Source organism: Paenibacillus sp. JCM 10914, assembly GCF_001315105.1.
In the GTDB taxonomy this organism is placed as follows: Bacteria; Bacillota; Bacilli; order Paenibacillales; family Paenibacillaceae; genus Paenibacillus_AQ.
The window spans coordinates 1-23,447 of sequence record NZ_BAZR01000050.1; the positions used below are offsets into that span (position 1 = coordinate 1).

19 protein-coding genes and 6 pseudogenes are annotated in these 23,447 nt (G+C 50.4%); 5 read left to right on the forward strand and 20 right to left on the reverse strand.

The window, feature by feature from the left end; translation table 11 throughout:
- From JCM10914_RS29470 to wecB, 9 genes and pseudogenes are all read right to left on the reverse strand, one after another.
- Positions 1–1,071: pseudogene (locus tag JCM10914_RS29470) on the reverse strand (collagen-like protein); the annotation flags it as partial.
- Positions 1,072–1,236: 165 nt separating this feature from the next.
- Positions 1,237–2,003, reverse strand: a pseudogene (trmD, locus tag JCM10914_RS27205) (tRNA (guanosine(37)-N1)-methyltransferase TrmD).
- A 3-nt stretch (positions 2,004–2,006) separates the two neighbouring features.
- Positions 2,007–2,528: a ribosome maturation factor RimM gene (rimM, locus tag JCM10914_RS27210; RefSeq protein WP_023967184.1), complete on the reverse strand. Its 522-nt coding sequence runs from the start codon at positions 2,526–2,528 to the stop codon at positions 2,007–2,009.
- Between the two features lie 117 nt (positions 2,529–2,645).
- Complete coding sequence (locus tag JCM10914_RS27215) at positions 2,646–2,876, reverse strand: KH domain-containing protein (RefSeq protein WP_023967185.1); 231 nt, start codon at positions 2,874–2,876, stop codon at positions 2,646–2,648.
- Between the two features lie 22 nt (positions 2,877–2,898).
- Positions 2,899–3,171 carry a 30S ribosomal protein S16 gene (gene rpsP, locus JCM10914_RS27220; RefSeq protein WP_006211361.1) on the reverse strand — a complete coding sequence of 91 codons (273 nt, stop codon included), beginning with the start codon at positions 3,169–3,171 and terminating at the stop codon, positions 2,899–2,901.
- A 42-nt stretch (positions 3,172–3,213) separates the two neighbouring features.
- Positions 3,214–4,593 carry a signal recognition particle protein gene (ffh, locus tag JCM10914_RS27225; RefSeq protein ID WP_023967186.1) on the reverse strand — a complete coding sequence of 460 codons (1,380 nt, stop codon included), beginning with the start codon at positions 4,591–4,593 and terminating at the stop codon, positions 3,214–3,216.
- A gap of 21 nt (positions 4,594–4,614) precedes the next feature.
- Entirely contained in the window at positions 4,615–4,971 is a 357-nt protein-coding gene (locus JCM10914_RS27230) for a putative DNA-binding protein (protein ID WP_023967187.1), read from the reverse strand.
- A gap of 137 nt (positions 4,972–5,108) precedes the next feature.
- A pseudogene (locus JCM10914_RS27235) lies at positions 5,109–5,755 on the reverse strand (hemolysin III family protein).
- Between the two features lie 79 nt (positions 5,756–5,834).
- Positions 5,835–6,952 (reverse strand): annotated as a pseudogene (wecB, locus tag JCM10914_RS27240) (non-hydrolyzing UDP-N-acetylglucosamine 2-epimerase).
- A 210-nt stretch (positions 6,953–7,162) separates the two neighbouring features.
- Here wecB and JCM10914_RS27245 point away from each other — a divergent pair.
- The 5 genes from JCM10914_RS27245 to JCM10914_RS27265 are packed head-to-tail and all read left to right on the forward strand — an operon-like array spanning position 7,163 to position 11,035.
- Positions 7,163–8,191, forward strand: a complete 1,029-nt coding sequence (locus JCM10914_RS27245) for a glycosyltransferase (protein WP_023967195.1) — start codon at positions 7,163–7,165, stop codon at positions 8,189–8,191.
- Entirely contained in the window at positions 8,188–9,429 is a 1,242-nt protein-coding gene (locus tag JCM10914_RS27250) for a glycosyltransferase family A protein (RefSeq protein ID WP_023967197.1), read from the forward strand. Before JCM10914_RS27245 ends, JCM10914_RS27250 begins: the two co-directional genes overlap by 4 nt.
- On the forward strand, positions 9,429–10,439 hold the full coding sequence (locus JCM10914_RS27255; RefSeq protein WP_023967199.1) for a polysaccharide pyruvyl transferase family protein: 1,011 nt from the start codon (positions 9,429–9,431) through the stop codon (positions 10,437–10,439). Before JCM10914_RS27250 ends, JCM10914_RS27255 begins: the two co-directional genes overlap by 1 nt.
- Positions 10,440–10,459: 20 nt before the next feature.
- Positions 10,460–10,780 carry a hypothetical protein gene (locus tag JCM10914_RS27260; protein ID WP_023967200.1) on the forward strand — a complete coding sequence of 107 codons (321 nt, stop codon included), beginning with the start codon at positions 10,460–10,462 and terminating at the stop codon, positions 10,778–10,780.
- A 51-nt stretch (positions 10,781–10,831) separates the two neighbouring features.
- Positions 10,832–11,035, forward strand: coding sequence for a hypothetical protein (locus JCM10914_RS27265; protein WP_023967201.1), 204 nt, complete (start codon positions 10,832–10,834; stop codon positions 11,033–11,035).
- Positions 11,036–11,700: 665 nt separating this feature from the next.
- Here JCM10914_RS27265 and ftsY read toward each other — a convergent pair.
- The 11 genes and pseudogenes from ftsY to fapR all read right to left on the reverse strand — a co-directional run bounded on the left by ftsY (position 11,701) and on the right by fapR (position 23,403).
- Positions 11,701–12,724 (reverse strand): annotated as a pseudogene (ftsY, locus tag JCM10914_RS27270) (signal recognition particle-docking protein FtsY).
- 20 nt (positions 12,725–12,744) lie between these two features.
- Positions 12,745–13,296 (reverse strand): AAA family ATPase, encoded by a 552-nt coding sequence (locus JCM10914_RS32085; RefSeq protein WP_023967205.1) that lies wholly within the window; start codon positions 13,294–13,296, stop codon positions 12,745–12,747.
- On the reverse strand, positions 13,293–16,313 hold the full coding sequence (gene smc, locus JCM10914_RS27275; protein ID WP_023967207.1) for a chromosome segregation protein SMC: 3,021 nt from the start codon (positions 16,311–16,313) through the stop codon (positions 13,293–13,295). Before smc ends, JCM10914_RS32085 begins: the two co-directional genes overlap by 4 nt.
- 188 nt (positions 16,314–16,501) lie before the next feature.
- Positions 16,502–17,200: a ribonuclease III gene (gene rnc, locus JCM10914_RS27280; RefSeq protein ID WP_036720441.1), complete on the reverse strand. Its 699-nt coding sequence runs from the start codon at positions 17,198–17,200 to the stop codon at positions 16,502–16,504.
- A 12-nt stretch (positions 17,201–17,212) separates the two neighbouring features.
- Complete coding sequence (gene fabF, locus JCM10914_RS27285; RefSeq protein ID WP_023967211.1) at positions 17,213–18,451, reverse strand: beta-ketoacyl-ACP synthase II; 1,239 nt, start codon at positions 18,449–18,451, stop codon at positions 17,213–17,215.
- A gap of 169 nt (positions 18,452–18,620) precedes the next feature.
- Positions 18,621–18,854: an acyl carrier protein gene (gene acpP, locus JCM10914_RS27290; protein ID WP_007132116.1), complete on the reverse strand. Its 234-nt coding sequence runs from the start codon at positions 18,852–18,854 to the stop codon at positions 18,621–18,623.
- Positions 18,855–19,047: 193 nt separating this feature from the next.
- Entirely contained in the window at positions 19,048–19,797 is a 750-nt protein-coding gene (fabG, locus tag JCM10914_RS27295; RefSeq protein WP_023967214.1) for a 3-oxoacyl-[acyl-carrier-protein] reductase, read from the reverse strand.
- A 47-nt stretch (positions 19,798–19,844) separates the two neighbouring features.
- Positions 19,845–20,777: an ACP S-malonyltransferase gene (gene fabD / locus JCM10914_RS27300; protein ID WP_023967215.1), complete on the reverse strand. Its 933-nt coding sequence runs from the start codon at positions 20,775–20,777 to the stop codon at positions 19,845–19,847.
- A 50-nt stretch (positions 20,778–20,827) separates the two neighbouring features.
- Positions 20,828–21,819 (reverse strand): annotated as a pseudogene (locus JCM10914_RS27305) (beta-ketoacyl-ACP synthase III).
- Between the two features lie 8 nt (positions 21,820–21,827).
- Entirely contained in the window at positions 21,828–22,814 is a 987-nt protein-coding gene (gene plsX / locus JCM10914_RS27310) for a phosphate acyltransferase PlsX (protein WP_023967220.1), read from the reverse strand.
- A 22-nt stretch (positions 22,815–22,836) separates the two neighbouring features.
- Positions 22,837–23,403, reverse strand: coding sequence for a transcription factor FapR (fapR, locus tag JCM10914_RS27315; RefSeq protein WP_036720448.1), 567 nt, complete (start codon positions 23,401–23,403; stop codon positions 22,837–22,839).
- Positions 23,404–23,447: the final 44 nt, after the last annotated feature.

The window sequence follows — 23,447 nt, forward strand, 5'->3', positions numbered from 1 at the left end:
AGCTCCCGTCACTCCTATTGGACCTGTCACGCCTGGCGCTCCTGTAGCTCCTATCGGACCGGTGTCACCCGTCACTCCTGCTGGACCTGTGACTCCCGTTATCCCGGTTGCTCCGGTTACGTCACCGGGTATACCTTGCGGTCCAGTGGCACCAGGCACTCCTGCTGGGCCAGTAGGACCTGGCGCTCCCGCAGGACCTGTCGGGCCTGTAGCTCCATCTCCACCTTGTACATTTTCTAGTACTTCCTGAATCGTTATTCCCTGAATGGTTTCAGCGCTCGCGCTTGTAATGGCCGGCAGTGTCTGTAACACAACTTCACGGTCTGTTGCCGGGATAGCAAGCGCTCCCAGCGTTGAAGAAAGAACACTAACATAATTAGTTAATTGTGTATTTAGTAGGCCCGGCGATGTATCGCTAAGTAATATTGCAGTCATCACGCCTTGCGCGGACGATTGTAGCCTAATCAGGTCTGAAGCCGTCGTGCCGAGCAAAACAGCTTGCTGATTAATTCCTTGTAGAACGATGCCTAATCTTTGCCTTGAATCAACGGACGGATGAATAACCGCATCCATCATGTAAAACGGCACATTCGCGAGTAAATTAAGCAGCGGAATCGCACTAGAAGATGGTGGCAGCATCTGCTTTATGGTTAAAACAGCTTCATCTTCTTTCAGCACCTCATGCAGTGCATTCGTAATATTGGTCAGCCCGATTCGTTCACTAAGGGATCGCAACATATCTGCGATATCATGCAAACGTATTCTGATATCCTGTGTATCCGTAACATCGTCCAACGCAGCGAATTGTTGAATAACAAGCGTAAACGTGCTTTTTTCTCTGTACGTCAATCGCAAACCCAATATCAGATCTTTCAACGACAATAAGTTCTGCTGGACGCGTTGAAGCTGATCACTCACGGGTTGTTCCAAGAAACTATGAATAGATGAGGTGAGTTCGCCGATCAGCGTTGTAAACTGGGTCGCCGCTGCTTGATTAATCCTTCTTCTTCCAGATGCGACTCCACGAATGACCGACTTTCGTTTACCATTCCGTTTATTTCTGTTTTTCAACTTTCACCCTCCTTTACCTGCAGCATTAATCCGCTGTTGCCTATCTAACCCAAATTATTCAAAGTAATGGAATATGGTTCGGCTTAACATGCGAAAAATCATCGCGATTTACTACGGATGACCAAAAATCAAAAAAGACCCGCACAAGATGTGCAGGTCCCGCCATTATGTCGAAGTATTCGTATTCGTTCCGTTCGCTTCATGCTGAAGTTTATCCAAAAATTGACGATCCTGCTTGGACAGCTCAATCTGTCGAAGCAGTTCAGGTCTCCGCTCCCAAGTTCGTTTCAGCGCTTGTTCCCTGCGCCAAATCTCGATATTGGCATGATGTCCGCTAAGCAGTACGTCAGGAACCTTCCAGCTGCGGAATTCCGCCGGACGAGTGTAGTGCGGGTATTCCAGTAATCCAGTGCTAAAGGAATCCGTTGCGGCAGACGTCTCGTTACCCAGCACGCCCGGCAATAATCTAACGACCGCATCGATTACGGTCATAGCTGGCAATTCCCCACCCGTAAGCACATAATCCCCGATTGATAGTTCATCCGTTACCAGATGTTCGCGAATACGCTCATCGTAGCCCTCATAATGACCGCAGATAAACACCAAATGTTCTTCCCGCGATAATTCCTCGGCTTTCTTCTGCGTGAATGTTTCCCCCTGTGGACACATTAGAATAATACGGGGAGAGCCCTGTCCAACCTCACTCTTCGTAATATCCTCCACGGCTGCGAAGATCGGGTCCGGCTTTAATACCATGCCCCCGCCACCGCCATAGGGCGTATCATCCACCGTACTATGCTTGTTTCCTGCATACTTGCGAAAGTTAATGGCATTCAACTGCACGATACTCTTTTCGGCAGCCTTGCGAGAATGCTCGAGTGAAACACGCCGTCAAACATCTCGGGGAAGAGAGTTAGTACGTCAACACGCATCAACTATATCAACCCTTCCATTAAATGCACGCGGATTAGCTTTTCTTCCTTATTCACATCTAGCACCACATCAGGAATGGCCGGCAGCAATATCTCTTTGCCCTTCGGTGTCTTGACGACCCAGACGTCGTTCGCCCCTGGGGTTAAAATCTCCGAGACCGTACCCAACTCTTCCGCCGGTTCATCGTCAGTCCATACCTTGCATCCAATAATCTCATGGAAATAATACTCGTTATCTGGCAGATCTTCCTGCATTTCCGCAGGAATCTTCAGCAAAGCGCCTTTATACTTCTCAGCTTCGTTGATATTTTGCAATTCCTTAAACTTTAGGACATACATGTTTTTATGAAAACGAGAGGTCTCTACCGTCACTTGGAGCGCATTCCCTTTATCTGGAACGACGTGCAGTTTGCTCTTCACCGCAAAGCGTTGTTCCGCAAAATCGGTATGTGGCATCACTTTAAGCTCGCCACGAATGCCGTGTGTATTCACGATTTTACCTACCGTTAATAATTGTTCAGCCATGGTCTTCCTCCTGCCATACATAATGAAACTTCAGTAAACCGATTTTGCCGTTAATTTCTTCTTCAGCATGTACGAAAGGGGGTTAGGACATGCATCCCTAACCCCCTTTCGTATATTTTAAGAAATGATATCAACGGTCACCCGTTTATCCATTTTAACCGCCGCCGATGTTACGACTGTGCGCAGTGATTTGGCGATACGCCCTTGTTTGCCTATGACCTTCCCGACATCGTCAGGATGCACGTACAGTTCATATACAACCAAGTGCTCCTTCTCAACCGTCTTTACAGTCACATCTTCTGGATGATCCACTAAAGCCTTAGCGATAACTTGAACTAATTCTTCCATAGATAACCCTCGCGATCAGTTTTTATTTCTGATGCTTCAGTTCATGAAACTTCTTCATTACGCCCGCTTTGCTCAGCAAGTTGCGAACCGTATCGGATGCTTGCGCACCGTTTTGAAGCCAGTTCAGTGCTTTCTCTTCATCGATCTTAACTTCAGCCGGTTGAGCAACCGGGTTGTAATAACCGATTTCTTCGATAAAGCGACCGTCACGTGGGGAACGGGAATCAGATACCACCACACGGTAGAAAGGAGCCTTGTGAGCACCCATGCGTTTCAGACGAATACGTACTGCCATTTAAAAATTCACCTCCTTCAAAAAATGTTCCACCCGCAATATTTAACGGAACGGGAACTTCATGCCCTTACCCGTTAGACCTTTAAGTTGTTTCATTGCTTTATTCTTGCCGCCCTTAGGACCCATCATATCGGAGAACTGCTTCATGACGCGCCGCATTTCATCAAACTGCTTGATCAGACGATTTACTTCGGCCAGTGATGTACCACTGCCGTTAGCGATCCGTTTCCGACGGTTATGATTGATGATGTCCGGCTGTTGTTTCTCCGCCGTTGTCATGGAGTGAACAATGGCCTCGATGCGGCCCATCTGCTTCTCATCCACTTTCAAATCCTTGGCTTGCTTCATCTTGCCCATGCCTGGAATCATATCCATCAACTGATCGATAGGTCCCAGTTTCTTAACTTGATCCATCTGCTCCAGGAAGTCTTCGAACGTAAATTCTGCATTACGCATCTTGCGTTCCATTTCCTTCGCCTTATCCGCGTCGATGTTCGACTGTGCCTTCTCAATCAAAGACAGCATATCGCCCATGCCCAAAATCCGTGACGCCATCCGTTCCGGATGGAACGGCTCTAACGCATCAATCTTCTCACCAAGCGCTGTAAATTTGATCGGACATCCGGTTACTGCCTTGACAGAAAGAGCAGCACCGCCTCGGGTATCACCATCCAGCTTCGTCAATACGACACCGGTCAGTTCCAACTGCTGGTTAAAGCTTTCCGCAACGTTCACGGCATCCTGTCCTGTCATCGCATCAACAACGAGCAGCACTTCGTCCGGACTTACGACCTGATGGATTTGCTTGAGCTCCTCCATCAATTCTTCATCGACATGCAGGCGGCCTGCTGTATCGATAATGACATAATCATGGCCGTTATCCTTGGCATGCTGCAAGCCCTGCTTCGCAATTTCGACCGGGCTTGTCTGATCTCCGAGCGAGAATACCGGCACCTTGATCTGCTCACCGAGCACTTGAAGCTGCTTAATCGCAGCAGGCCGGTAAATATCCGCAGCGACGAGCAACGGACGGCTGTTCTGCTTCTGCAACAGCTTGGATAGCTTACCCGAAGTCGTCGTCTTACCAGCACCTTGCAAACCGGCCATCATGATGACGGTTGGCGGCTTGTTGCTCTTAGCCAGCTTAGCTTGGCTGCCACCCATCAGCTCCGTCATTTCCTTGTTCACGATGTCGATAATCACCATGCCAGGTGTGAAGCTGTCCATCACTTCCTTACCGACGGCCTTCTCCTTCACCTTGGATACAAAATCCTTAACCACTTTGAAGTTAACGTCGGCTTCAAGAAGCGCGAGCCGAACCTCACGCATGGCGGCTGTTACATCTTCCTCGGATACCTTACCCTTACCACGAAGCTTGCTGAATACGTTCTGCAGTCTGCTAGTCAATCCTTCAAACGCCATATTCGACACCTCCGTTCATACTTAATCCCATACTTTCAATCGTTCAACCATATCGGTCAGCACATGCTTATTCTGTTCATCCAGATCACTGTCTTCAACAAAGACGCGAAGCTTCTCCAGCTCGCGAACACGGGCGTCATGCTTACCCAGAAGTCCGAGCTTCTCTTCATACGATTCGAGCACTTGCTCGGCCCGCTTAATATGTTCGTAGACAGCCTGACGGCTAATCTCAAATTCACCGGCGATCTCTCCCAAGGAAAAATCGTCATGGAAATAATATTTCAGAAAGGTCTGTTGTTTCTCGGTCAACAACTGTTCATAGAAATCAAACAATAAATTAATCCGGTTCGTCTTCTCGAGTCGGTTCTCTTGACTCATTAAACGCACCTCCTCGTCAAGGAAAAACACTTTACAGTTCACTTAACGAAACTAATCATACAAAAAACAAAGAAGGATGTCAAGCCATTATGCTTGTCATCCTTTAAGTGGCTTTGCAGCATGCTATAACCGCTCGTTCAACCGATCGGGAGCAGATAGATCAAGATGGCAAAGAAGTGCAAAATCGAACCCGCCAACACGAACAAATGCCATATGGCGTGATGGTACGGAAAGCCTCTCCAGACATAAAATATCGTTCCGAGCGTGTATAAAACTCCCCCGAGTACGAGCAAGTTCATTCCCTGCGCAGCTACGACTGCCGTCAGCGGTTTCCAGGCAATTACGATCAGCCAACCCATGGCAACGTAGAATATCGTGGACAGGAACAGGAACTTCTTAACGAAGAAGGCTTTGAAAATGCAGCCGAACAACGCAATGCCCCACACGATGCCGAAGAGGCTCCAGCCCAGCGGTCCGCGTATGGCTACAAGCAAGAACGGTGTATAGGTCCCTGCGATAAATAAGTAAATCGATGAATGGTCCATGAACTCAAAGAAATCCTTCGCTTTTCCATCCCTCAAGCCATGAACCAGCGTTGAGCTATATAAAGCAGCAGCATCGTTGTGCCGTAGATCGTGAAGCTCACCACATGCCAGGCACTGCCCTTCAGACTCGAAAATACGATCAACAGCACCAGCGCTGCAACACTAAGTGCCGCACCGATACCATGTGTAATTGCGTTTGCGATTTCTTCTCTGCGCGGATAGGTGTACGTATTAGCCATGACCAATATCCTTTCAACTACGTAGTATTATCTACATTATAAACTTTACGCGCATACAAAATCCAGCAAAGCCCGCATATCAGCCTGCTCCCTCTTGGAAGAAACCGGTGATTGCACTTACGATTTGGCGTGAAGCCATACCATCGCCAAACGGATTGCTAGCGCTGGACATGCTCTCATACACCTGTCGATTAGACAATAACTGTTTCATGGCCTCGTACACCGTATCCTTGTTCGTTCCAACGCATCGCAATGTTCCAGCCGTTATACCTCTGGTCGTTCCGTCTTCTCTCTTAGAACCAGCACCGGCTTGCCTAGGGCAGGCGCTTCCTCTTGGATGCCGCCGGAATCAGTCAATACGATATAGGAACGCTTCATGATATGATGCAAATCCACCACGTCCAATGGTTCCGTCAAGTGAATCCGCTCATGACCTCCAAGAACCTCGGCAACGGCGCGCTGGACGATCGGGTTGGGATGAACAGGGTAAATCACCTCGAGATCCGAGTGCTCTTGCACCACAGCCTTGACAGCCTCGAACACTTGCCGCATCGGCTCCCCCCAATTCTCGCGCCGATGCATCGTCAGCAATACCCAGCGCGTGTCGCTGCGCAATGAATTCTGAATCGGATGATGAAACGGTGCTTTCAGCGTCCAGTTCATGGCGTCGATGCCCGTGTTCCCTGTAACATAGATGTGTTCTGTGCGGTTATCCTTCCGTAGCTGTTCCGCTGCCTGAGGCGTCGGAGCGAAATGAAGATCGGCAACCCTTCCGATCCACTCCCGGTTCATCTCTTCAGGGAAAGGCGCGTATTTGTCGTACGTTCGCAGCCCTGCCTCCACGTGACCGATCGGTACTTTGGAATAATAGGCCGCCAGCGCACCAATCAAAGCTGAAGTCGTATCTCCGTGAACCAGCACGAGATCATACTGATCCGCTCGAAATATCGCTTCCATCCCCTTCAATAGATCCGCGCTAAGACTATATAGCGTTTGTCCTTGTTTCATCAAGTCCAAGTCCATCTGAGCCTCGATTTGGAAGAAACTCAGCACTTGATCCAGCATCTCCCGATGCTGGGCGGTCACACAAACGACGGGCGTAAACCCTGGAGTGGATTCTAATTCCTTCACTAAAGGTGCCATTTTAATCGCTTCCGGGCGCGTTCCGAATATGATGAGTATTTTTTTGGTCGTCATGATATCCTACACTCCTTCACTCGCATCTCTATTGTATTCACTCCCAAGGCATACCTTTAGCAGTATATGGAAGTTTCATAGAATCGTTCTGGCCTTGCGCCTTAATCGCGGAATAACCGACTATTTTTTCGGTTTCTTGCTCAATCGTCCACTTCTAGCAAGCTAGTATTGCATATATTAAACGCAGCACAAAAGAAAGGAGGAAACCTCTTGGCTGTTATCATCTATCCGAGAACGATGAACTGGTCCTATATGAAACAAAGACCGCAGCAGTTGATGAGTCAATTAGGCTCGCTTGGTCATCAGGTTTTCTTCGAAAACCTGGCGCCATTAGACAAAGAGTTCCGTGAAGTTGAACCGAACGTGTATCTGTTTACAGATACCAAAACATTTTTGCACAAAAAGCTGCCCGTCCTCAGAAAGGAGAATCCCGTCGTCGTCTGGACAACATGGTCCAAACTGCGCACCCGTATCTCAACGCTGTATAACCCTGATCTCACGATCTACGATTGCTGTGACGAGTTTCCACACTGGGCCAAATACGAGCCCAAGATGATTGACGAAGCAGACCATGTCGTCTGCACGGCCGATGTGATCCATACCCGCTTGTCGCTCGCTTATCCTGACAAACCGCTAACTTTGATCCCCAATGGAGCAGATGCGTCCTTTTTTCATATTCCCGAAACAACAAGACCTGCTGATCTGCCGCCAGGACCTGTTGTCGCTTATATCGGAGCATGGGCTTATTGGGTGGATCATGAGTTATTTGCCAAGGCTGCTGAGCAGTTTCCGAACGTGCAATTCGTCTCAATAGGAGCTCCCTACGGAAGCTCCGGCGATTATTCGAAGCTCGCAAATGTTCATATACTCGGTGAAAAACCCCACCAAGAACTCAAGCGTTACCTCTCCCATATCGACATTGCACTAATTCCGTTCCAATATCACCCGATCACACTCGCAACTAACCCGGTAAAAGCTTATGAATATATGGCAGCAGGTGTACGAGTCTTGTCGACAGCCTTGCCCGAATGCATTGCCATGGAACCGCATGTGACCACAGCCACAACACACCGAGACTTTCTCAACAAGCTGGGGGCTATGCTGCAAAGTCCCGACGCCACAAAAGATCGACAAGCGCGCATCGCATATGCCCGGGAGAACCGCTGGATTGAACGCGGCCACGCCGCTGATCAGGTCATCAAGCAAGCGATCCTTGCCAAAGGCAGCTCAAAGCATTGACCAGAGACTATCACTTGCTTCGCAGCAGGCCGTTCGGATACCGAACTTTGGATACGAAAGCGTATTGCGATCGTGTTCTACAAGAGGTTACAAGCACGGACTCAGAGTGGCTGATATGGAGGAATGATCTAACGATTCCCCGATCCGCCGGAGACCGATTAGCAGAACTCCCGCAGCCCTTGCAGATACCGGCCCAAACCGTTTGTATATGGACAAACAGCACTCCCCTCTACTGGAAAAGAGACTGGCTTCTTTCCTGTCTGCCCCGGTGGAATGGAAGGCTTCCTGCTGCGCGTTTTTTGCCGTATGATGTGATACCACAAGACCCGAATCGAGTGTGGAATCACGTTGTGGCGACTAACTCTGATTCACCACTTCATTCGTACACTGCGCAGGAATCGGATCATGTCAGGCCCATCTTGGCAGTGACCAGTCTGAGTGATTCGGACGGAGGCGAACCAGATTCAATCATGCCCTCCCCCGATCCAACACCGGTCGTATCGATTCTGATGAGCATTCACGATATGGCAGATACACTTGGCTGGAGCGTTCGTTCCGTAATGGCCCAGACCTTCACTCGATGGGAGCTGTTAATCGGCGATGACGGATCGGGAGATGAGAGCCTTAAAGAAGCGTACTCCATTCATGACAATCGAATCCGCGTATTCACGCAGCCACATAATCGCGGTAAAGCTGCCATGATGAATAAATTGCTTGGCGAAGCTAAGGGAAGGTACGTGCTGGAGCTGGATGGGGATGACTGGCTTACACCCGGCAGCTTGGCGGCGTTGGTGCTGCAGTTGGAACGTTCAACGGAGTCAGGAATGGCTACGGGTCAATACGGTTTATGGGAACGCTCCAAGCAGGTAGGGCCGCGATGGAGGGGAGTAGTCGCAGGCCCACTTTCGGAAGGACTCGCGCATCACCTAAGCGAACGGGAGCCACTTACAGCCCGGCCCATCGTCCCCAGAATGTACCGCCGATCAGCGCTGGTTGCTGTCGGAGGGTGGTGGAAACGGGAAGATGCTTACGGCAGAATATTCGAAGACATTGAACTTACTGCCAGAATTCTGAAACAATATCGTCTTCTTGTAAGCCCAGCACTCGTATACCATCGAGTAATCTATTCCGGCAGCATCAGTCAGCGTAACCGTCATTTATTTAAGGAGTGGCAACACCGAGTCAACCAGGGTTTCAATTCGTTATCAACGCTTGAACATGAAGGAGGTGGCACCTGATGCATATTGCAGCATCCGGCTACTACGGAATGGGCAATTTCGGAGATGACCTGTTCCTGCACACGCTCCGGCAAGTATTTCATGATCATCACGTCTATCCATGGAATGCGAGACTGGATGTGCGTCAAACCGATGCTTTTATCATTGGTGGAGGCGATCTGATCACGCCTTACTCGTTCAATCGCTATTACTTCCCCTCACAACTGAAGGATCAGCCTACGTGGGTATACGGAGTCGGCATCGTAGACGCCTATCCTGAACACACATGGCCAGAGGAACAAGTCTCTGCATACCGTGACATGATATCCAAAGCGCAGCGGGCAGTGTTTCGAGATGAACGGTCCTCGGCTATCGCTACCCGTGCTCGATTTCATCAGCATGTGGAGACCGCGCCCGATATGGTGTTCGGCTACCGTGAGCCGGAGATTCCGGTACAGCGATTCTCAGCACGCCCCACTATAGGCATCGTTGTATTCGCATACGAATCTTTCCCAATGGCTAATATGATTAAACTGCTGGCTCATCTGATATCACACGGTTACCATGCCGTATTAATCCCGGTTATTCATCATCCGGGCAACGCTTACTCCGATTATGACACATGCTTGAAATTGCAGCGTAATGTTCGAGAAATCTCGCCTTCCGCTTCTATTGAGACGTTGCCGTTCCTCATGGATATCGAACTGACATATCGCTTCATCCAATCGGTTGACTATTTAATATCTTTTAAACTTCATCCCTCGCTCGCGGCACTTCGAGGCGGAAAGCCTGTGCTCGCGCTTAGCACGATGGGTAAAGTGAACAGCTTGCTGAGCTCTTTCGGCCTTGGTGCATACTTTACGGATTATCGCCAGCCGCTCGAGGCACTCATCGATAGAACCGAGCAATTCCTTCGCCACGGACGAGATCGCGTTCGTCAAGCTATGCCTTTAATTCGAGCTGCTGAAGCCCGAAGCACCGCATCACTCAAGGATCTAAAGCGTCATATCGAGCATCACTTCCAGCAGTAAAGCAGAGAGGAGAAATGAGCATGTGTTGTTTCCTGTTCGGCAGAAAACTTGCCGCCAAAGTCCGAACGTTATCGCGTCAGGTTGAACTTCTCAGTCAACAAACAGGTGAGTTGACCGAACGGGTGGAATCACTGGAGAGTCAAGTTATATCCGGTCTGCCCGTAATTCCGGAGCTGATCCATTATTTCGAAGTGCGCACCGGACAACAAGTTCGGGTTAGCACAACCTTCGTCACCCTGGAAGGCGTTGTTCTCGCAACGGCGGATGATGGTGTACAGCTCCGTGAGGCGTCGGGTGACCTGGTGTTAATTCCGTTCAGTAACATAACCTATGTCCAGTAAAGTCCAAGGGCATTTTTGAATATCTACCCTGACTGCAAGGAGGAATCGTATATGCATTACACAGATTGGCTCCGAGGTTTTATCGGATCAGAAACAGAAGTCGCCGTATCAGGTGATGTCGTAATCGGAACGCTTACCAACGTCGGTGAAGGTACCATAACACTCAAAGTACCGCCTATCATCTACGGCCCTCCTACTGACACCGCCGTTATTCCGCTTCGCTCCATTGAATTTGTACGGATCGTAGCTTCATAAAACAATCTAAAGGGGCTGTTCCAAGATCTTTGATCTTGCTAGACACCCCTTCTTGCTAATTGCTTCATATCTTCTTGCTTCATATCTCTTGTTTTTATTAGACACTCCGTGCACGCATCGCTCCTTAAGTTCGTGGCGAACGCCTGTTAGTATCACGAGTGAAAGCAATTCCTGCAAATATGCAGGAATTACTGAGCCGAAGCAGCGATATTTACTATAAACCTGCAAATATGCAGGTTTTTTCACTCAGATCAGAGCTAATCGAACGAATGGGGACTAAAAACCCGCATTTTTGCATCTTTTTCTGTTGAAATGATAGAATCCGCTGAAAATAACTGCACATATGCATCCTTTTACGTAACACGGACATTCTATCTCTTTTTTACTCTTCTCGTCAGCTCGCCAAACTGTCCGTGGGAATGTCATGTTTATGCGGCATTACGGGAGTATACAGTGCCTGATTCGGCATCTCTCAATCGCCTTCGTTCGGAGCCGATGCGGGTATCTGCACAGAGGATAAACAACCGGGATTCGGACGTGTTCTGCTTCGTGGTCCCCTCCAAGGTGAGGCGAACCTTGAGGTCGCCGGCTTATAAATCCGAATGCACAAAATGACGGTGTAGGGATATCCCTACACCGTCATTTTTTTGAACAATCAGTAGATATTACTCCGTCTGTTCAGCACTGCCTTCTTCCTCTTTAATCAAGCCTGCGAACAAGGCATGAACGAACTGTTCTGAATCGAAGGTTTGCAGATCTCCCATCTTTTCTCCAAGACCAACCAGCTTCACCGGCAGGTTCAGCTCTTGTCTGATCGCAATGACGATACCGCCCTTGGCTGTTCCGTCCAGCTTGGTCAGAACAAGACCGGTTACGCCGCTCTTCTCGCCGAACAGCTTCGCTTGACTCAACGCATTCTGACCCGTTGTAGCGTCAAGCACCATTAACACTTCATGCGGCGCGCTTGGGATTTCACGCTGAATGACGCGGAAGATTTTATTCAGCTCTTCCATCAGATTCGTTTTATTCTGTAGTCGGCCCGCCGTATCACAGAGCAGCACATCGGCTTGACGCTGTTTGGCAGCTTGAACGGCATCAAACATCACCGCTGCCGGATCTGATCCGGGCTGCTGCTTGATCACCTCGACCCCCACGCGCTGCCCCCATACTTCGAGCTGCTCAATCGCGCCCGCGCGGAAGGTGTCTCCTGCCGCAAGCAGCACCTTTTTGCCTTCCTGCTTATAGCGGTGAGCCAGCTTCCCAATCGTCGTCGTCTTACCGACACCATTCACTCCGACAAAGAGGATGACCGTAATCCCATCCGGATTGTAGCGCAGCTCATTACTGCTGTCATCGCGCAGAAGCCCCATCAGCTTCTCGGACAGCACAGGCTGCAGATCAGCCGCATCCTCGATCCGGCGCTTCCTCACCTCATCTCGCAGGTCATCCATCAGTTCCATAACGGTATTCACCCCAACATCGGCACCGATCAGAATCTCCTCAAGCTCTTCGTAGAATTCTTCATCAATCTTTTTGCGCCGGATAACGAGATCCGATACCTTCTCAATGAACTTTACGGGTTTTCTCCAGACCATCGCGGAACTGCTTCGTCACGTTCTCCGTCTTACTGGAAATACTCTCTTTTAGCTTCTTAAAAAACTCATAGGTTCCCTCCGCGTCGTTAAACATATATTCCTGTACTCATGTATTTAAGCAATCTCGGCTTCATCATTCTCCAGTTTCACCGATACGAGCTTCGATACGCCGCCTTCCTCCATCGTCACACCGTACAAGACATCAGCCTCTTCCATCGTTCCCTTGCGGTGTGTTACTACGATAAACTGGGTCTGCTCGGAGAATTCACGAAGATACTGCGCGAATCGTGTTACATTCGCTTCGTCCAGTGCTGCCTCGACCTCGTCCAGAACACAGAACGGAACCGGCTTCACCTGCAGTATCGCAAATAACAAGGCCATTGCGGTCAGAGCACGTTCTCCCCCTGACAGAAGCTGAAGATTCTGCAGCTTCTTGCCCGGCGGTTGTGCGACGATGTCGATTCCCGTTTCCAGGAGCCGCTCGGGATCTATCAGGACCAGATCCGCCCGACCACCGCCGAACAGCTTCGTGAATACCGTTCCGAATTCACGGCGTATCGCGTCAAACGTCGTCTTAAAGCGCTTGGACATCTCATCGTCCATTTCCTTAATGACTTGGTACAGCGTCGTTTTTGCTTCGACTAAATCTGCCTTCTGTTCGCTCAAGACTGATAGCGCTCATTGACACGCTCATATTCTTCAATCGCGCCGAGGTTCACGTCCCCAAGCAGCGTGATCGAACGTTTCAAGTCCCTGACTTCAGCCTGCGCCGAAGGCACGTCCTCCGGAATCGGATAACGCTGCTTCGCAAGCTCGTAACTGAGCTCATAATCCTCGCTGAGCTTCTTCAAGATGTTCTCCAATTCAACATCCAAGCGGTTGACACCAATCTCCGTCTGCCGCAATTGATCATCCACAGCCCGAAGCTGAGTTCGCTGCTCCTTCGTCTCGCTCTCCTCAAGCTCCAGCTTGCGGCTTAAAGCGCTGCGAGCCGCCCGCTTGAAATCAAGCTGCTGTGCAGTTTCTTCCTTATTGAGCTTGTATTGATTCAGATCTTCGATCTGTTTTACGCTCTCCTGCTCATTCTGTGCCAGATCCGCTTGAACCGAAGCCAGCATCGTTCGGTTCTGTTTCTGCTGCTTCTCATGATTATCCACATCGGATTGAAGTCGCTTGAGCTGCTCTTCAATGGAGAAGGTTTCCTGATCCAGCTTACCTTCGCGAACCTTGAGCACAGTCAGCTGGCTCTGAAGCTCCTCCTTGGCGGACTCGTTCGCTTTGCGGGCAAATTCCGCAGCCTGAATCGCTTGATGCGTAGACTTCTCCTCATTCTCAAGCTCAGTCAATTGCTTAACAGCACGCGCACGACTATCGCTGATCCCCTTGGCTTCCTGTTCCTGACTGCTCTTCTCCTCGCCAGCCAGTTCAGCCTGCTCCAAGACGTGGCGCAATTCATGTTCGAGTTGCTTACGGTCGCCGGCCGCTTGCTGCTCTTCCACGCGCTTGTCGTCCCCGGCCTGCCTTAATTCATCAAGCTTGTCCTGCGCTTGTTCCATTTGCAGGCGCACGTCTTCCAATCCCTTTTGAAGCTTCTCCAACTGCTTCTCCGTCTCACGAATTTCCTGGTCCAACTGCTCCAGTTGACGCTTGCGGCCCAGCAGACTATTCGTTTTCTTATGATGGCTGCCGCCTGTCATCGAGCCGCCGGCATTAACGACGTCACCTTCAAGCGTAACGACTCGAAAGCGATAAGAGAATCTGGCGGCTATCTTATTCGCCTGTTCCAAGGTCTCGGCTATGACGACATTCCCCAGTAAGCTGCCAACGATATTGCTGTATTTCGGATCAAACTGCACCAACTCCGAGCCAAAGCCAACGAATCCCGCTTCACCCTCCGCCAGGGAACGGTCAGATGAGGATACGCTACGCGGGCGAATAACATCGAGCGGTAAGAACGTGGCCCTGCCCAATTGACGCTGTTTCAAAAAGGAAATAGCTTGTCTTGAAACCGTCTCATTCTCCATCACGATGTGCTGTACCGAGGCGCCCATAGCGGTCTCCATCGCCAGCTCAAGTCTCTCGGGTACGCGTATGAGTTGTGCAACGGCGCCATGAACACCGTGGAGCACCGATTTGCGGGATGCCTTAAGCACTTCCTTAACGCCCAGCATGAATCCGTCAAAATCATCCTGAAGTTCTTTCATCGTATCGCGACGGGATATTTGCGCTTCTCGTTTCTGCTCCCACTTGCGCGTAGCTCCCTGAGTCTCGTCCAGCAATCGTTGTAAGGACTGATAACGCTCGCTCTCGCTGATGTATCCGCTGCGAAGATCGGAGATTTCCCGTCCAAGACGCTCAATGCTGCGATCAATTGTTTCTTTACGTTGAAGCAACTGCTCCTTCTGCGCTTCCCACTTGCCGGATTCCTCTTGCGCCCGGTTCATTCGGCGTTCCAGTGCTTCCTGCTGCTGATCGGCGTATCGTATTTCGTTGCGTGCCTGTGCCATTTGATTCATGAGCTCAAGCAAATTGCCCTTCAAGCTCTCTTCTTGCTGCTGACTTATTCCTCCAGTAACCCCGACCAATTTCGCCTCCTCGGCGGATAACTGATCTCGCACCTGACTTAGTTCAAGCTGGAGCTCTTCCAGCTTGCCCTTCATGCGCCCAAGGTCCTGCGTGCGCTCATCCAGTCGTTGGCCGCCAGAGTTCACGCTATCTTCAAGCTGCTCGCGTGATCGCTCCAGATTGCGGCGCCGTTCCTTCAACACCTCACCGTGACCCTCGCTCTTCTCAAACCACTCGCTAAATTGCAGTAGTTGACTCTGCAGGTCTTCAACTTCCTGCTCCAGCTGTCGCAAAGACGACCTGTCGCTTTCTAGCTTGGCATCATGTGCAGATACCACGGTGGATAGCGTTAGCTGCTCTTCCTTTAACTTCTCAAGCTTGGTGTTAGCCTCGCTCCAGGCAGTATGTATCTGCTCAATCTGGTACACGTATAACGAGATTTCTTTATGTTTTAACTCCTCACGAAGCCGCTTGTACGTTATAGCTTTCTCCGACTGATCTTTAAGCGGGCCGATCTGATCCTCAAGCTCCGTGACCAGATCATGGATGCGAAGCAGGTTCTGCTCCGTCTCGTCGAGCTTGCGGACGGATTCCTTCTTACGAGATTTATATTTAACGATCCCGGAAGCTTCCTCGAATATACCCCGGCGATCTTCTGATCGTGTACTGAGGATTTCCTCGATACGTCCTTGTCCAATGATGGAGTAAGCTTCCTTGCCGATGCCGGTATCCATGAACAACTCTGTAATATCCTTCAATCGGCAGGATTGCCTGTTAATAAAATATTCGCTGTCACCGCTGCGATGCACTCGCCGGGTTACCGTCACCTCATTGAAGTCAAGCGGCAGCACATGGTCCTCGTTATCCAGCGTCAGCGACACCTCGCCGAAGTTGACCGCTTTACGCGCATCACTACCGGCAAAAATGATGTCTTCCATCTTGCCGCCTCGCAGCGATTTGGCGCTTTGTTCGCCGAGCACCCAGCGAATGCCGTCCGAAATATTGCTCTTGCCACTGCCATTCGGGCCAACAACAGCCGTAATTCCGCGCACAAACTCCATCTCTGTCTTGTCGGCAAACGATTTAAACCCTGCTAACTCGATCCGTTTCAAAAACATATTCGACCTCTCACCTCTCCTGCTATTGTACCACAAGTAGAATCGGCTTCACTGCCATCTTCTGGCGACCTTGTCGCTAAGGGATAGCCCTAGACAACGAAAAGAGCAAAAAACAGTCATCCTACCTTGGTCGGTTAACCGCCTGACTGCTCTTTGCTCTTTGTTTGTCCTAAGCAGCACGCGAAGCGTTAGACATCGGTATGCTTCAGCTGCTTCAAAGCTACTGCCGCCGCTTGTTGCTCGGCTTCCTTCTTGGAACGTCCACTGCCGCGTCCAAGACATTCGCTTCCCATATATACTTCAGAGACAAACTCCCGCTCATGGGCTGGCCCACGCTCTTCCACAATACGATATTCCAATGCACCCATACCATGATGCTGTGTAAGTTCTTGAAGCTCGGTCTTGTAATCGCTCATTTGCGGACGACCGTTCACGGTCACCGTCGGGAAGACATGGTCGCTCAAGAATTGGCGAACCGCCTCCAGTCCCTGATCCAGATAAAGCGCACCTACAAATGATTCAAACACATCAGCTAGCAGAGCAGGCCGGGTTCTTCCCCCCGTCATTTCCTCTCCCTTGCCTAACAGAACATAGCGTCCAAAATCCAGACCTACAGCGAATTGGACCAGCGAGGGCTCGCAGACGATCGCCGCCCTCAGCTTGGTCAATTCTCCTTCCGGCCGATCCGGAAAAAGGTTGTACAAAAATTCGCTGACCGTCAGTTCCAGAACCGCATCTCCTAAAAACTCCAGACGCTCATTGTCCTGATTCTGACTAAAGCGATGCTCGTTAACATAAGAAGCGTGGGTAAAGGCCTGCTTCAGCAGTGTGGCATTACGAAACTGGATATGAAGTTTATGCTGTAACTGCTTCAGATCTCCACTCAACACACTGTCCCCTTACTCGGCATATTTTTTCAGGATAATCGTAGCATTATGCCCGCCAAATCCGAATGAATTGGACATAACCACATCTAAATCAGCCTTGCGCGGATGATTCGGCACGTAGTCAAGATCACATTCGGGATCCTGATCCTCCAGATTAATGGTCGGTGCAATGGTCTGATATTTCAAACTCAGCCCGCATATAACGGCTTCCACGCCGCCAGCTGCTCCAAGCAGATGGCCTGTCATCGACTTCGTGGAACTCACGGCAACTTTATATGCATGATCGCCAAGGGCCATCTTGACGGCCTTGGTCTCGGAACGGTCACCGACCGGTGTAGAAGTTCCGTGTGCATTGATGTAGTCAACATCCTCCGGAGAAATACCGGCATCGCGGATGGCCATCTTCATACAGCGTGCAGCTCCATCCGGATCTGGCTCCGTAATATGATGGGCATCGGCACTTAACCCATAACCGACAACCTCGGCATAAATCGTGGCGCCGCGTTTGATGGCATGCTCAAGCGATTCGATGACAAGCACGCCAGCTCCCTCACCCATGACAAACCCGTCGCGACCCGTATCAAACGGACGACTGGCTTTCTCCGGCTCATCGTTACGGGTAGACATAGCCCGCATGGCGCAGAAGCCAGCCATCCCCGTCGGACGGATCGTCGCTTCCGCTCCCCCGCAGACCATAACGTCGGCATCGCCGCGTTGAATCAGTCGGTAGGAATCTCCGATCGAATGCGTCCCCGTTGCACATGCCGTAACTTGCGTCGTGTTGGGTCCCTTCGCACCGAGATTAATGGACATTTGGCCGGACGCCATATTCGCAATCATCATCGGAATAAAGAAAGGGCTGACGCGCTTTGGACCCTTTTCCAACAAAATGTTATGTTGATCTTCCCATGTTCCGAGACCGCCGATACCAGAACCGATGGATACGCCGACCCTTTCAGCCTCAGCGTTCTCACCGATCTTCAGTCCGCTGTCCTCAAGCGCTTTCGCTCCTGCGGCACAAGCAAGCTGGACGAAACGGTCCATTCTGCGCGCTTCTTTGCGATCCATATAATCCTCAGGATTGAATTCCTTCATCGACGCGGCAATCTGTGTTGTGTAATCACTTACATCAAATGACTCAATACGGGATACCCCGGACCTGCCTTCCATCAAGCTATTCCAGAATGTATCCAGATCTTGACCGATGGAGGTCATGACTCCCATACCTGTTACAACGACTCTTTGTTTCAAAGCAGCACTCACCTCTATATAGACTGTCTCTTGTTCTATGAATGTGATATTTGGTGCACGTTTCATATGCAGCAAGATCAGTAATAATCTATCACTCGTTACACGTGGAGCTTGAATGAATGTGGAGAAGTCCCGCCTTGCTAAAGAACGGGACTTATCAGTTTATGACTTAGGTATGAGATTGTATGTAATTTACAACTTCACCTACGGTCGTAATTTTCTCTGCATCTTCATCAGAGATCTCCATATCAAACTCATCTTCCAATTCCATTACCAATTCAACTACATCGAGAGAATCAGCTCCAAGGTCATCTTTGAAAGATGCTTCTAGTGTCACGTCGGCTTCGTCAACACCCAGGCGGTCGACAACGATGCGTTTCACGCGTTCCAATACATCGGACATCCGGCTCACCTCCTCTTGGTCATTATACGAGATATAACTTCAAATTGCCATAGAAGGCATTTTGAAAACAAATGAAGTTCCGGCAGTTGGCTGCCAGAGTGTTCTAGCCGGCTCTATACAGGCGTTCTCAAGCCTAGTAACAGCTTGTCTAACTCCTATATACTACCCGCTAATTCTAGTTGCGAGATGCACGTTACATGTACATTCCGCCATCGACATGCAGCACTTGTCCAGTCATATATGAAGCACTGGCAGATGCCAGGAACGATACGACGCCGGCAATCTCTTCAGGTTGACCGAGACGTGCGAGCGGGATTCCGCCGAGCAAGCTCTCGCGCATATCCTCAGAAAGCTCTCGTGTCATATCGGTATCAATGAATCCGGGAGCGACAGCGTTCACCGTAATCCCACGTGAAGCCAATTCTCTCGCTGCTGATTTGGTTAACCCAATCACACCCGCCTTCGCGGCAACATAGTTAGATTGCCCCGGATTACCGAGTGCACCTACGACAGAGGAGATGTTGATAATGCGGCCATAGCGCTGTTTCATCATCGGACGGGTCACTGCCTTTAGACAGTTGAATACCCCTTTGAGATTCGTCTCAATCACTTGGTCGAATTCTTCTTCTTTCATCCGCATAATCAGGTTATCCCTGGTGATGCCCGCATTATTCACCAAAATATCTATGCGGCCAAAAGTCTCCAGCACCTGTTTAACCATCTCATCGGCTTCAATCATAACTCCGACGTTGGCTTTAACCGCAATGGCTGAGACGCCTTTGGCACGAATCGCTTCCACAACCTCTGCCGCGGCAGCTTCGCTTCCTGCATAATTGACAGCGACATTTATGCCCAGATCAGCAAGCCCGAGCGCGATGCTGCGGCCTATGCCCCGGGATGCACCCGTAACAAGCGCAGTCTGTCCTTTAAGCGCTTCATTCATACTTATTTCCTCCCTTCTAGGATGAAGTTACACACAACCGTTACCGTTTACAGAACGGATTCAAGCATATTCACACTGTCCAAACTGTTAACCTGTATCACCTTCACGGAACGATCAATCTTCTTGATCAAGCCGCCAAGCACGCTTCCCGGACCAATCTCGATAAACGTATCTACCCCTTGGCCGATCATCCATTCCACGCTATCCTGCCACAGCACAGGAGAATACACCTGCTCTACAAGCAAGTCGCGAAGTTCTGTAGACGAATCCACAGGACGTGCCGTGACGTTCGCCACCACCGATACTTCCGGATTCTTAAACGTGACCGCCTCCAGTTTGTCGGCGAGACGATCCGCTGCGCCCTTCATCAAGGAGGAATGGAAAGGTCCGCTGACTTCGAGCGGTATCGCCCGTTTGCCTCCGGCCTCCTTAACTCTTGCCGCCGCTTCTGCAACCCCTTCGGCTGAGCCGGAGATCACGATCTGACCAGGACAGTTCATGTTCGCAAGCTCCACAACATGTCCGGCGTCTGTGATGGTCTGGCACAGTTCAGCCAGCGCTTCGCGCTCCGCGCCCAGAACCGCGGCCATGGCACCTTGACCGCCCGGAACCGCGGCTTCCATGTATTCACCGCGAGCTCTGACAATCGTCACCGCCTCTTCGAAAGAGAGCACGCCAGCACACACTAGTGCACTGTACTCTCCTAACGAATGGCCGGCAACATAATCCGGGGTCAGTCCCTTGTCCGTAATAGCCTCCAAATAAGCCATGCTTGTGGCCAGCAGTGCTGGCTGTGTATTGGCTGTTTGTTTCAGATCCGCATCAGGCCCATTAAAGACCATGGAGCTTAGCGGGAATCCCAATGCATGATCCGCAGCTTGATAAATCGCTCGCACGGACGGCAAAGCGTCGAAGACATCCTTGCCCATGCCCACGGATTGAGCCCCTTGACCTGGAAATATAAATGCTGTTTTACCCAATTACGCTGGCTCCCTTCCTCTATTCACGCATCAATTCTTTATTTTTATGACTACCATACAAGGACGGAAGCGCCCCAGGTTAATCCACCGCCAAAGCCTACCATCAGGACTTTGTCTCCTTCTTTCAGTCTTCCGGACTCTTGCGCCTCCACGAGTGCAAGCGGTACGGATGCGGCAGAAGTGTTGGCATATTTATCCACATTGATCACTACCTTATCTTCAGGCAGTTCCAAACGTTCCATCGCCGATTTAATAATTCGAATATTCGCTTGATGAGGTACGAATAAGTCAATATCCTGCTTGTCGATTCCAGCCTTGGCCAAAACCGTTTCTGTTGCCGAGCCCATCACACGAACGGCGAATTTAAACACTTCGCGTCCATTCATATAGATATAGTGTTTACCCGAATTAACAGTCTCAACCGATGCCGGCACCTTCGAGCCGCCTGCCTCGATGTACAGATGGGCACCCCCTGCCCCTTCCGCACCGAGATCAAACGCTTGGAACCCTCGGCCTTCAGGCACTTCGCCTACGATAGCGGCACCGGCACCATCACCGAATAACACACACGTATTACGATCACTGTAATCCGTAATTCGAGACAAGCAATCCACACCGATAACAAGCGCATTATTATACATTCCGGTCTTCACGAAATTGGTAGCCGTCGCGAGCCCATATACAAATCCAGAACATGCTGCTGATAGGTCAAACGCCGCCGCCTTCTTCGCCCCGAGCCGATCCTGGAGCAAGCATGCGGTAGAAGGAAAGAACATATCCGGTGTAATGGTGGCTACAATAATAAGTTCAAGATCCTCGCATGCATGCCCGCCGACTTCAATGCGTTCACAGCTGCATGGTATGCCAGATCGGAAGTTGCTTCATCTGGAGCCGCGATATGACGCTGACGAATACCCGTACGGGATACGATCCACTCGTCGCTGGTCTCTACCATTTGTTCCAAATCATGATTCGTTAATATTTTCTCAGGCACATATTTACCAGTGCCAATAATCCCGACTGGCCGCAAATTGCTGTTCATAACCTCACTCACTTCCCGCTGATTTCATTCGAGATGCTCTCGACCAATCGATTCTGCAGCGCCACTCTCGCTTGACGAATTCCATTCTTAACAGCATTCGCGTCAGAAGAACCATGGCTCTTTACAACCAAGCCGCCCAAACCTAGCAGCGGGGCACCGCCATGCTCTTTGTAATCGAGCGTGGATTTCAGTTCTCGCAGTTCCGGCATCATCAATGCTGCTGCCATCTTCGTCTTAAGCGATTTATTAAACTGCTCCTTTAACAATGAAAAGAGGGCTCCTGCCGTTCCTTCGATCGCCTTGAGCAGGATGTTACCAGCAAAACCATCACATACGAGTACATCGCATACCCCGTTCATCACGTCACGCGATTCCACATTACCGACGAATTGGATTGGCAGTTCCTCCAGAAGCGGGTAGGCGCTTTTCGTTAGCTCATTGCCCTTACCGGGCTCCGTGCCGACATTAAGCAAACCGACGCGTGGCTGCGCAATACCGTGCACCTTCTCCCGATACAGGCTTCCCATCAACGCATATTGCTGCAGATGCTCGGGCTTGGAATCCATGTTGGCTCCAAGATCCAGCGCGAGCACACCCTTACCATCAAGTGTAGGAATCATGGGAGCTAGCGCCGGGCGTTCAATTCCCTTCATTCTTCCAACCACAAGCAGTCCGGTCGTCATCAAGGCGCCTGTGTTGCCGGCAGAGATGAAAGCATCAGCCTCACCTTCACGAACCATCCGTCCAGCTACAACCATCGAGGCATCCTTCTTCCTCCGCACAGCCTTTACCGGTTCATCATCGGTCTCAATCACTTCGCTGGCATGCACAATTCGCAGGTTCGAAGGCTTGTCTTGCAAGAACGTCCCGATCTGTCTCTCGTCTCCAACCAGGATGATCTCCGTGTCCTGCCATTCTTTTGCTGCTATAAGAGCCCCCTCAACATTACTCTTAGGGGCATTGTCGCCGCCCATTGCGTCAACTACAATCCTCATGCCACTTCCTCCTTCCATGCTGTCATTCTCCGTCAGACCGATAGATGACGAAATTCCCTTGAAACACCATTTCATCCGCAACGTAAGTGAATACTTCCACCTTCGCTTTGCCCTTCTGGCCGGGAATGGTCTTCACATAAGCTTTGGCAATACACTTCTCACCGAGGCGCACTTGTCGCAAGAAGCGGATATCTGCGGAAGAGGTCAATGCGATTTCATCATTGATAACGGCCACGGCAAGTGAATTCGCTTGCGCAAACACATAGTGACCACGGGCAATTTTGGTTTTGCTGAATACATGATCCTCTCGAATCTCGAAAATAGATATCCCACTCTTGTCCAGATGCAAGTCCACCACTTCCCCGATCACTTCCTCCAAGGACAAAGAGCGAACCTGGTCATAGGAATGTTCGGCCATCTGTTTCATGCGTTCGCGCAGCTCCGGTATGCCGAGCTCCATTCGGTCCAGGCGAATCGTCTGAATACTGACTTTAAGTTGGCGTGTTAACTCGCGGTCTGTGACAAAGGGATTCTCGTCGATCAGCTGAATCAGCCGCTGGTGACGGTCTTTCTTAGATAAACGATCGATGACGAAACAACTCCTTCTGCCGCTATTCAGGCCGCCATTCTTCT

What these genes read in the sequence shown, in the direction of transcription:
- fabG (WP_023967214.1), bottom strand. Translation starts at nt 19,797, where the DNA reads ATGAATGAAGCGCTTAAAGGACAGACTGCGCTTGTTACGGGTGCATCC.
- JCM10914_RS27230 (WP_023967187.1), bottom strand. Translation starts at nt 4,971, where the DNA reads ATGAGTCAAGAGAACCGACTCGAGAAGACGAACCGGATTAATTTATTG.
- rpsP (WP_006211361.1), bottom strand. Translation starts at nt 3,171, where the DNA reads ATGGCAGTACGTATTCGTCTGAAACGCATGGGTGCTCACAAGGCTCCT.
- JCM10914_RS27260 (WP_023967200.1), top strand. Translation starts at nt 10,460, where the DNA reads ATGTGTTGTTTCCTGTTCGGCAGAAAACTTGCCGCCAAAGTCCGAACG.
- ffh (WP_023967186.1), bottom strand. Translation starts at nt 4,593, where the DNA reads ATGGCGTTTGAAGGATTGACTAGCAGACTGCAGAACGTATTCAGCAAG.
- acpP (WP_007132116.1), bottom strand. Translation starts at nt 18,854, where the DNA reads ATGTCCGATGTATTGGAACGCGTGAAACGCATCGTTGTCGACCGCCTG.
- JCM10914_RS27265 (WP_023967201.1), top strand. Translation starts at nt 10,832, where the DNA reads ATGCATTACACAGATTGGCTCCGAGGTTTTATCGGATCAGAAACAGAA.
- plsX (WP_023967220.1), bottom strand. Translation starts at nt 22,814, where the DNA reads ATGAGGATTGTAGTTGACGCAATGGGCGGCGACAATGCCCCTAAGAGT.
- rimM (WP_023967184.1), bottom strand. Translation starts at nt 2,528, where the DNA reads ATGGCTGAACAATTATTAACGGTAGGTAAAATCGTGAATACACACGGC.
- JCM10914_RS27255 (WP_023967199.1), top strand. Translation starts at nt 9,429, where the DNA reads ATGCATATTGCAGCATCCGGCTACTACGGAATGGGCAATTTCGGAGAT.
- JCM10914_RS27215 (WP_023967185.1), bottom strand. Translation starts at nt 2,876, where the DNA reads ATGGAAGAATTAGTTCAAGTTATCGCTAAGGCTTTAGTGGATCATCCA.
- smc (WP_023967207.1), bottom strand. Translation starts at nt 16,313, where the DNA reads ATGTTTTTGAAACGGATCGAGTTAGCAGGGTTTAAATCGTTTGCCGAC.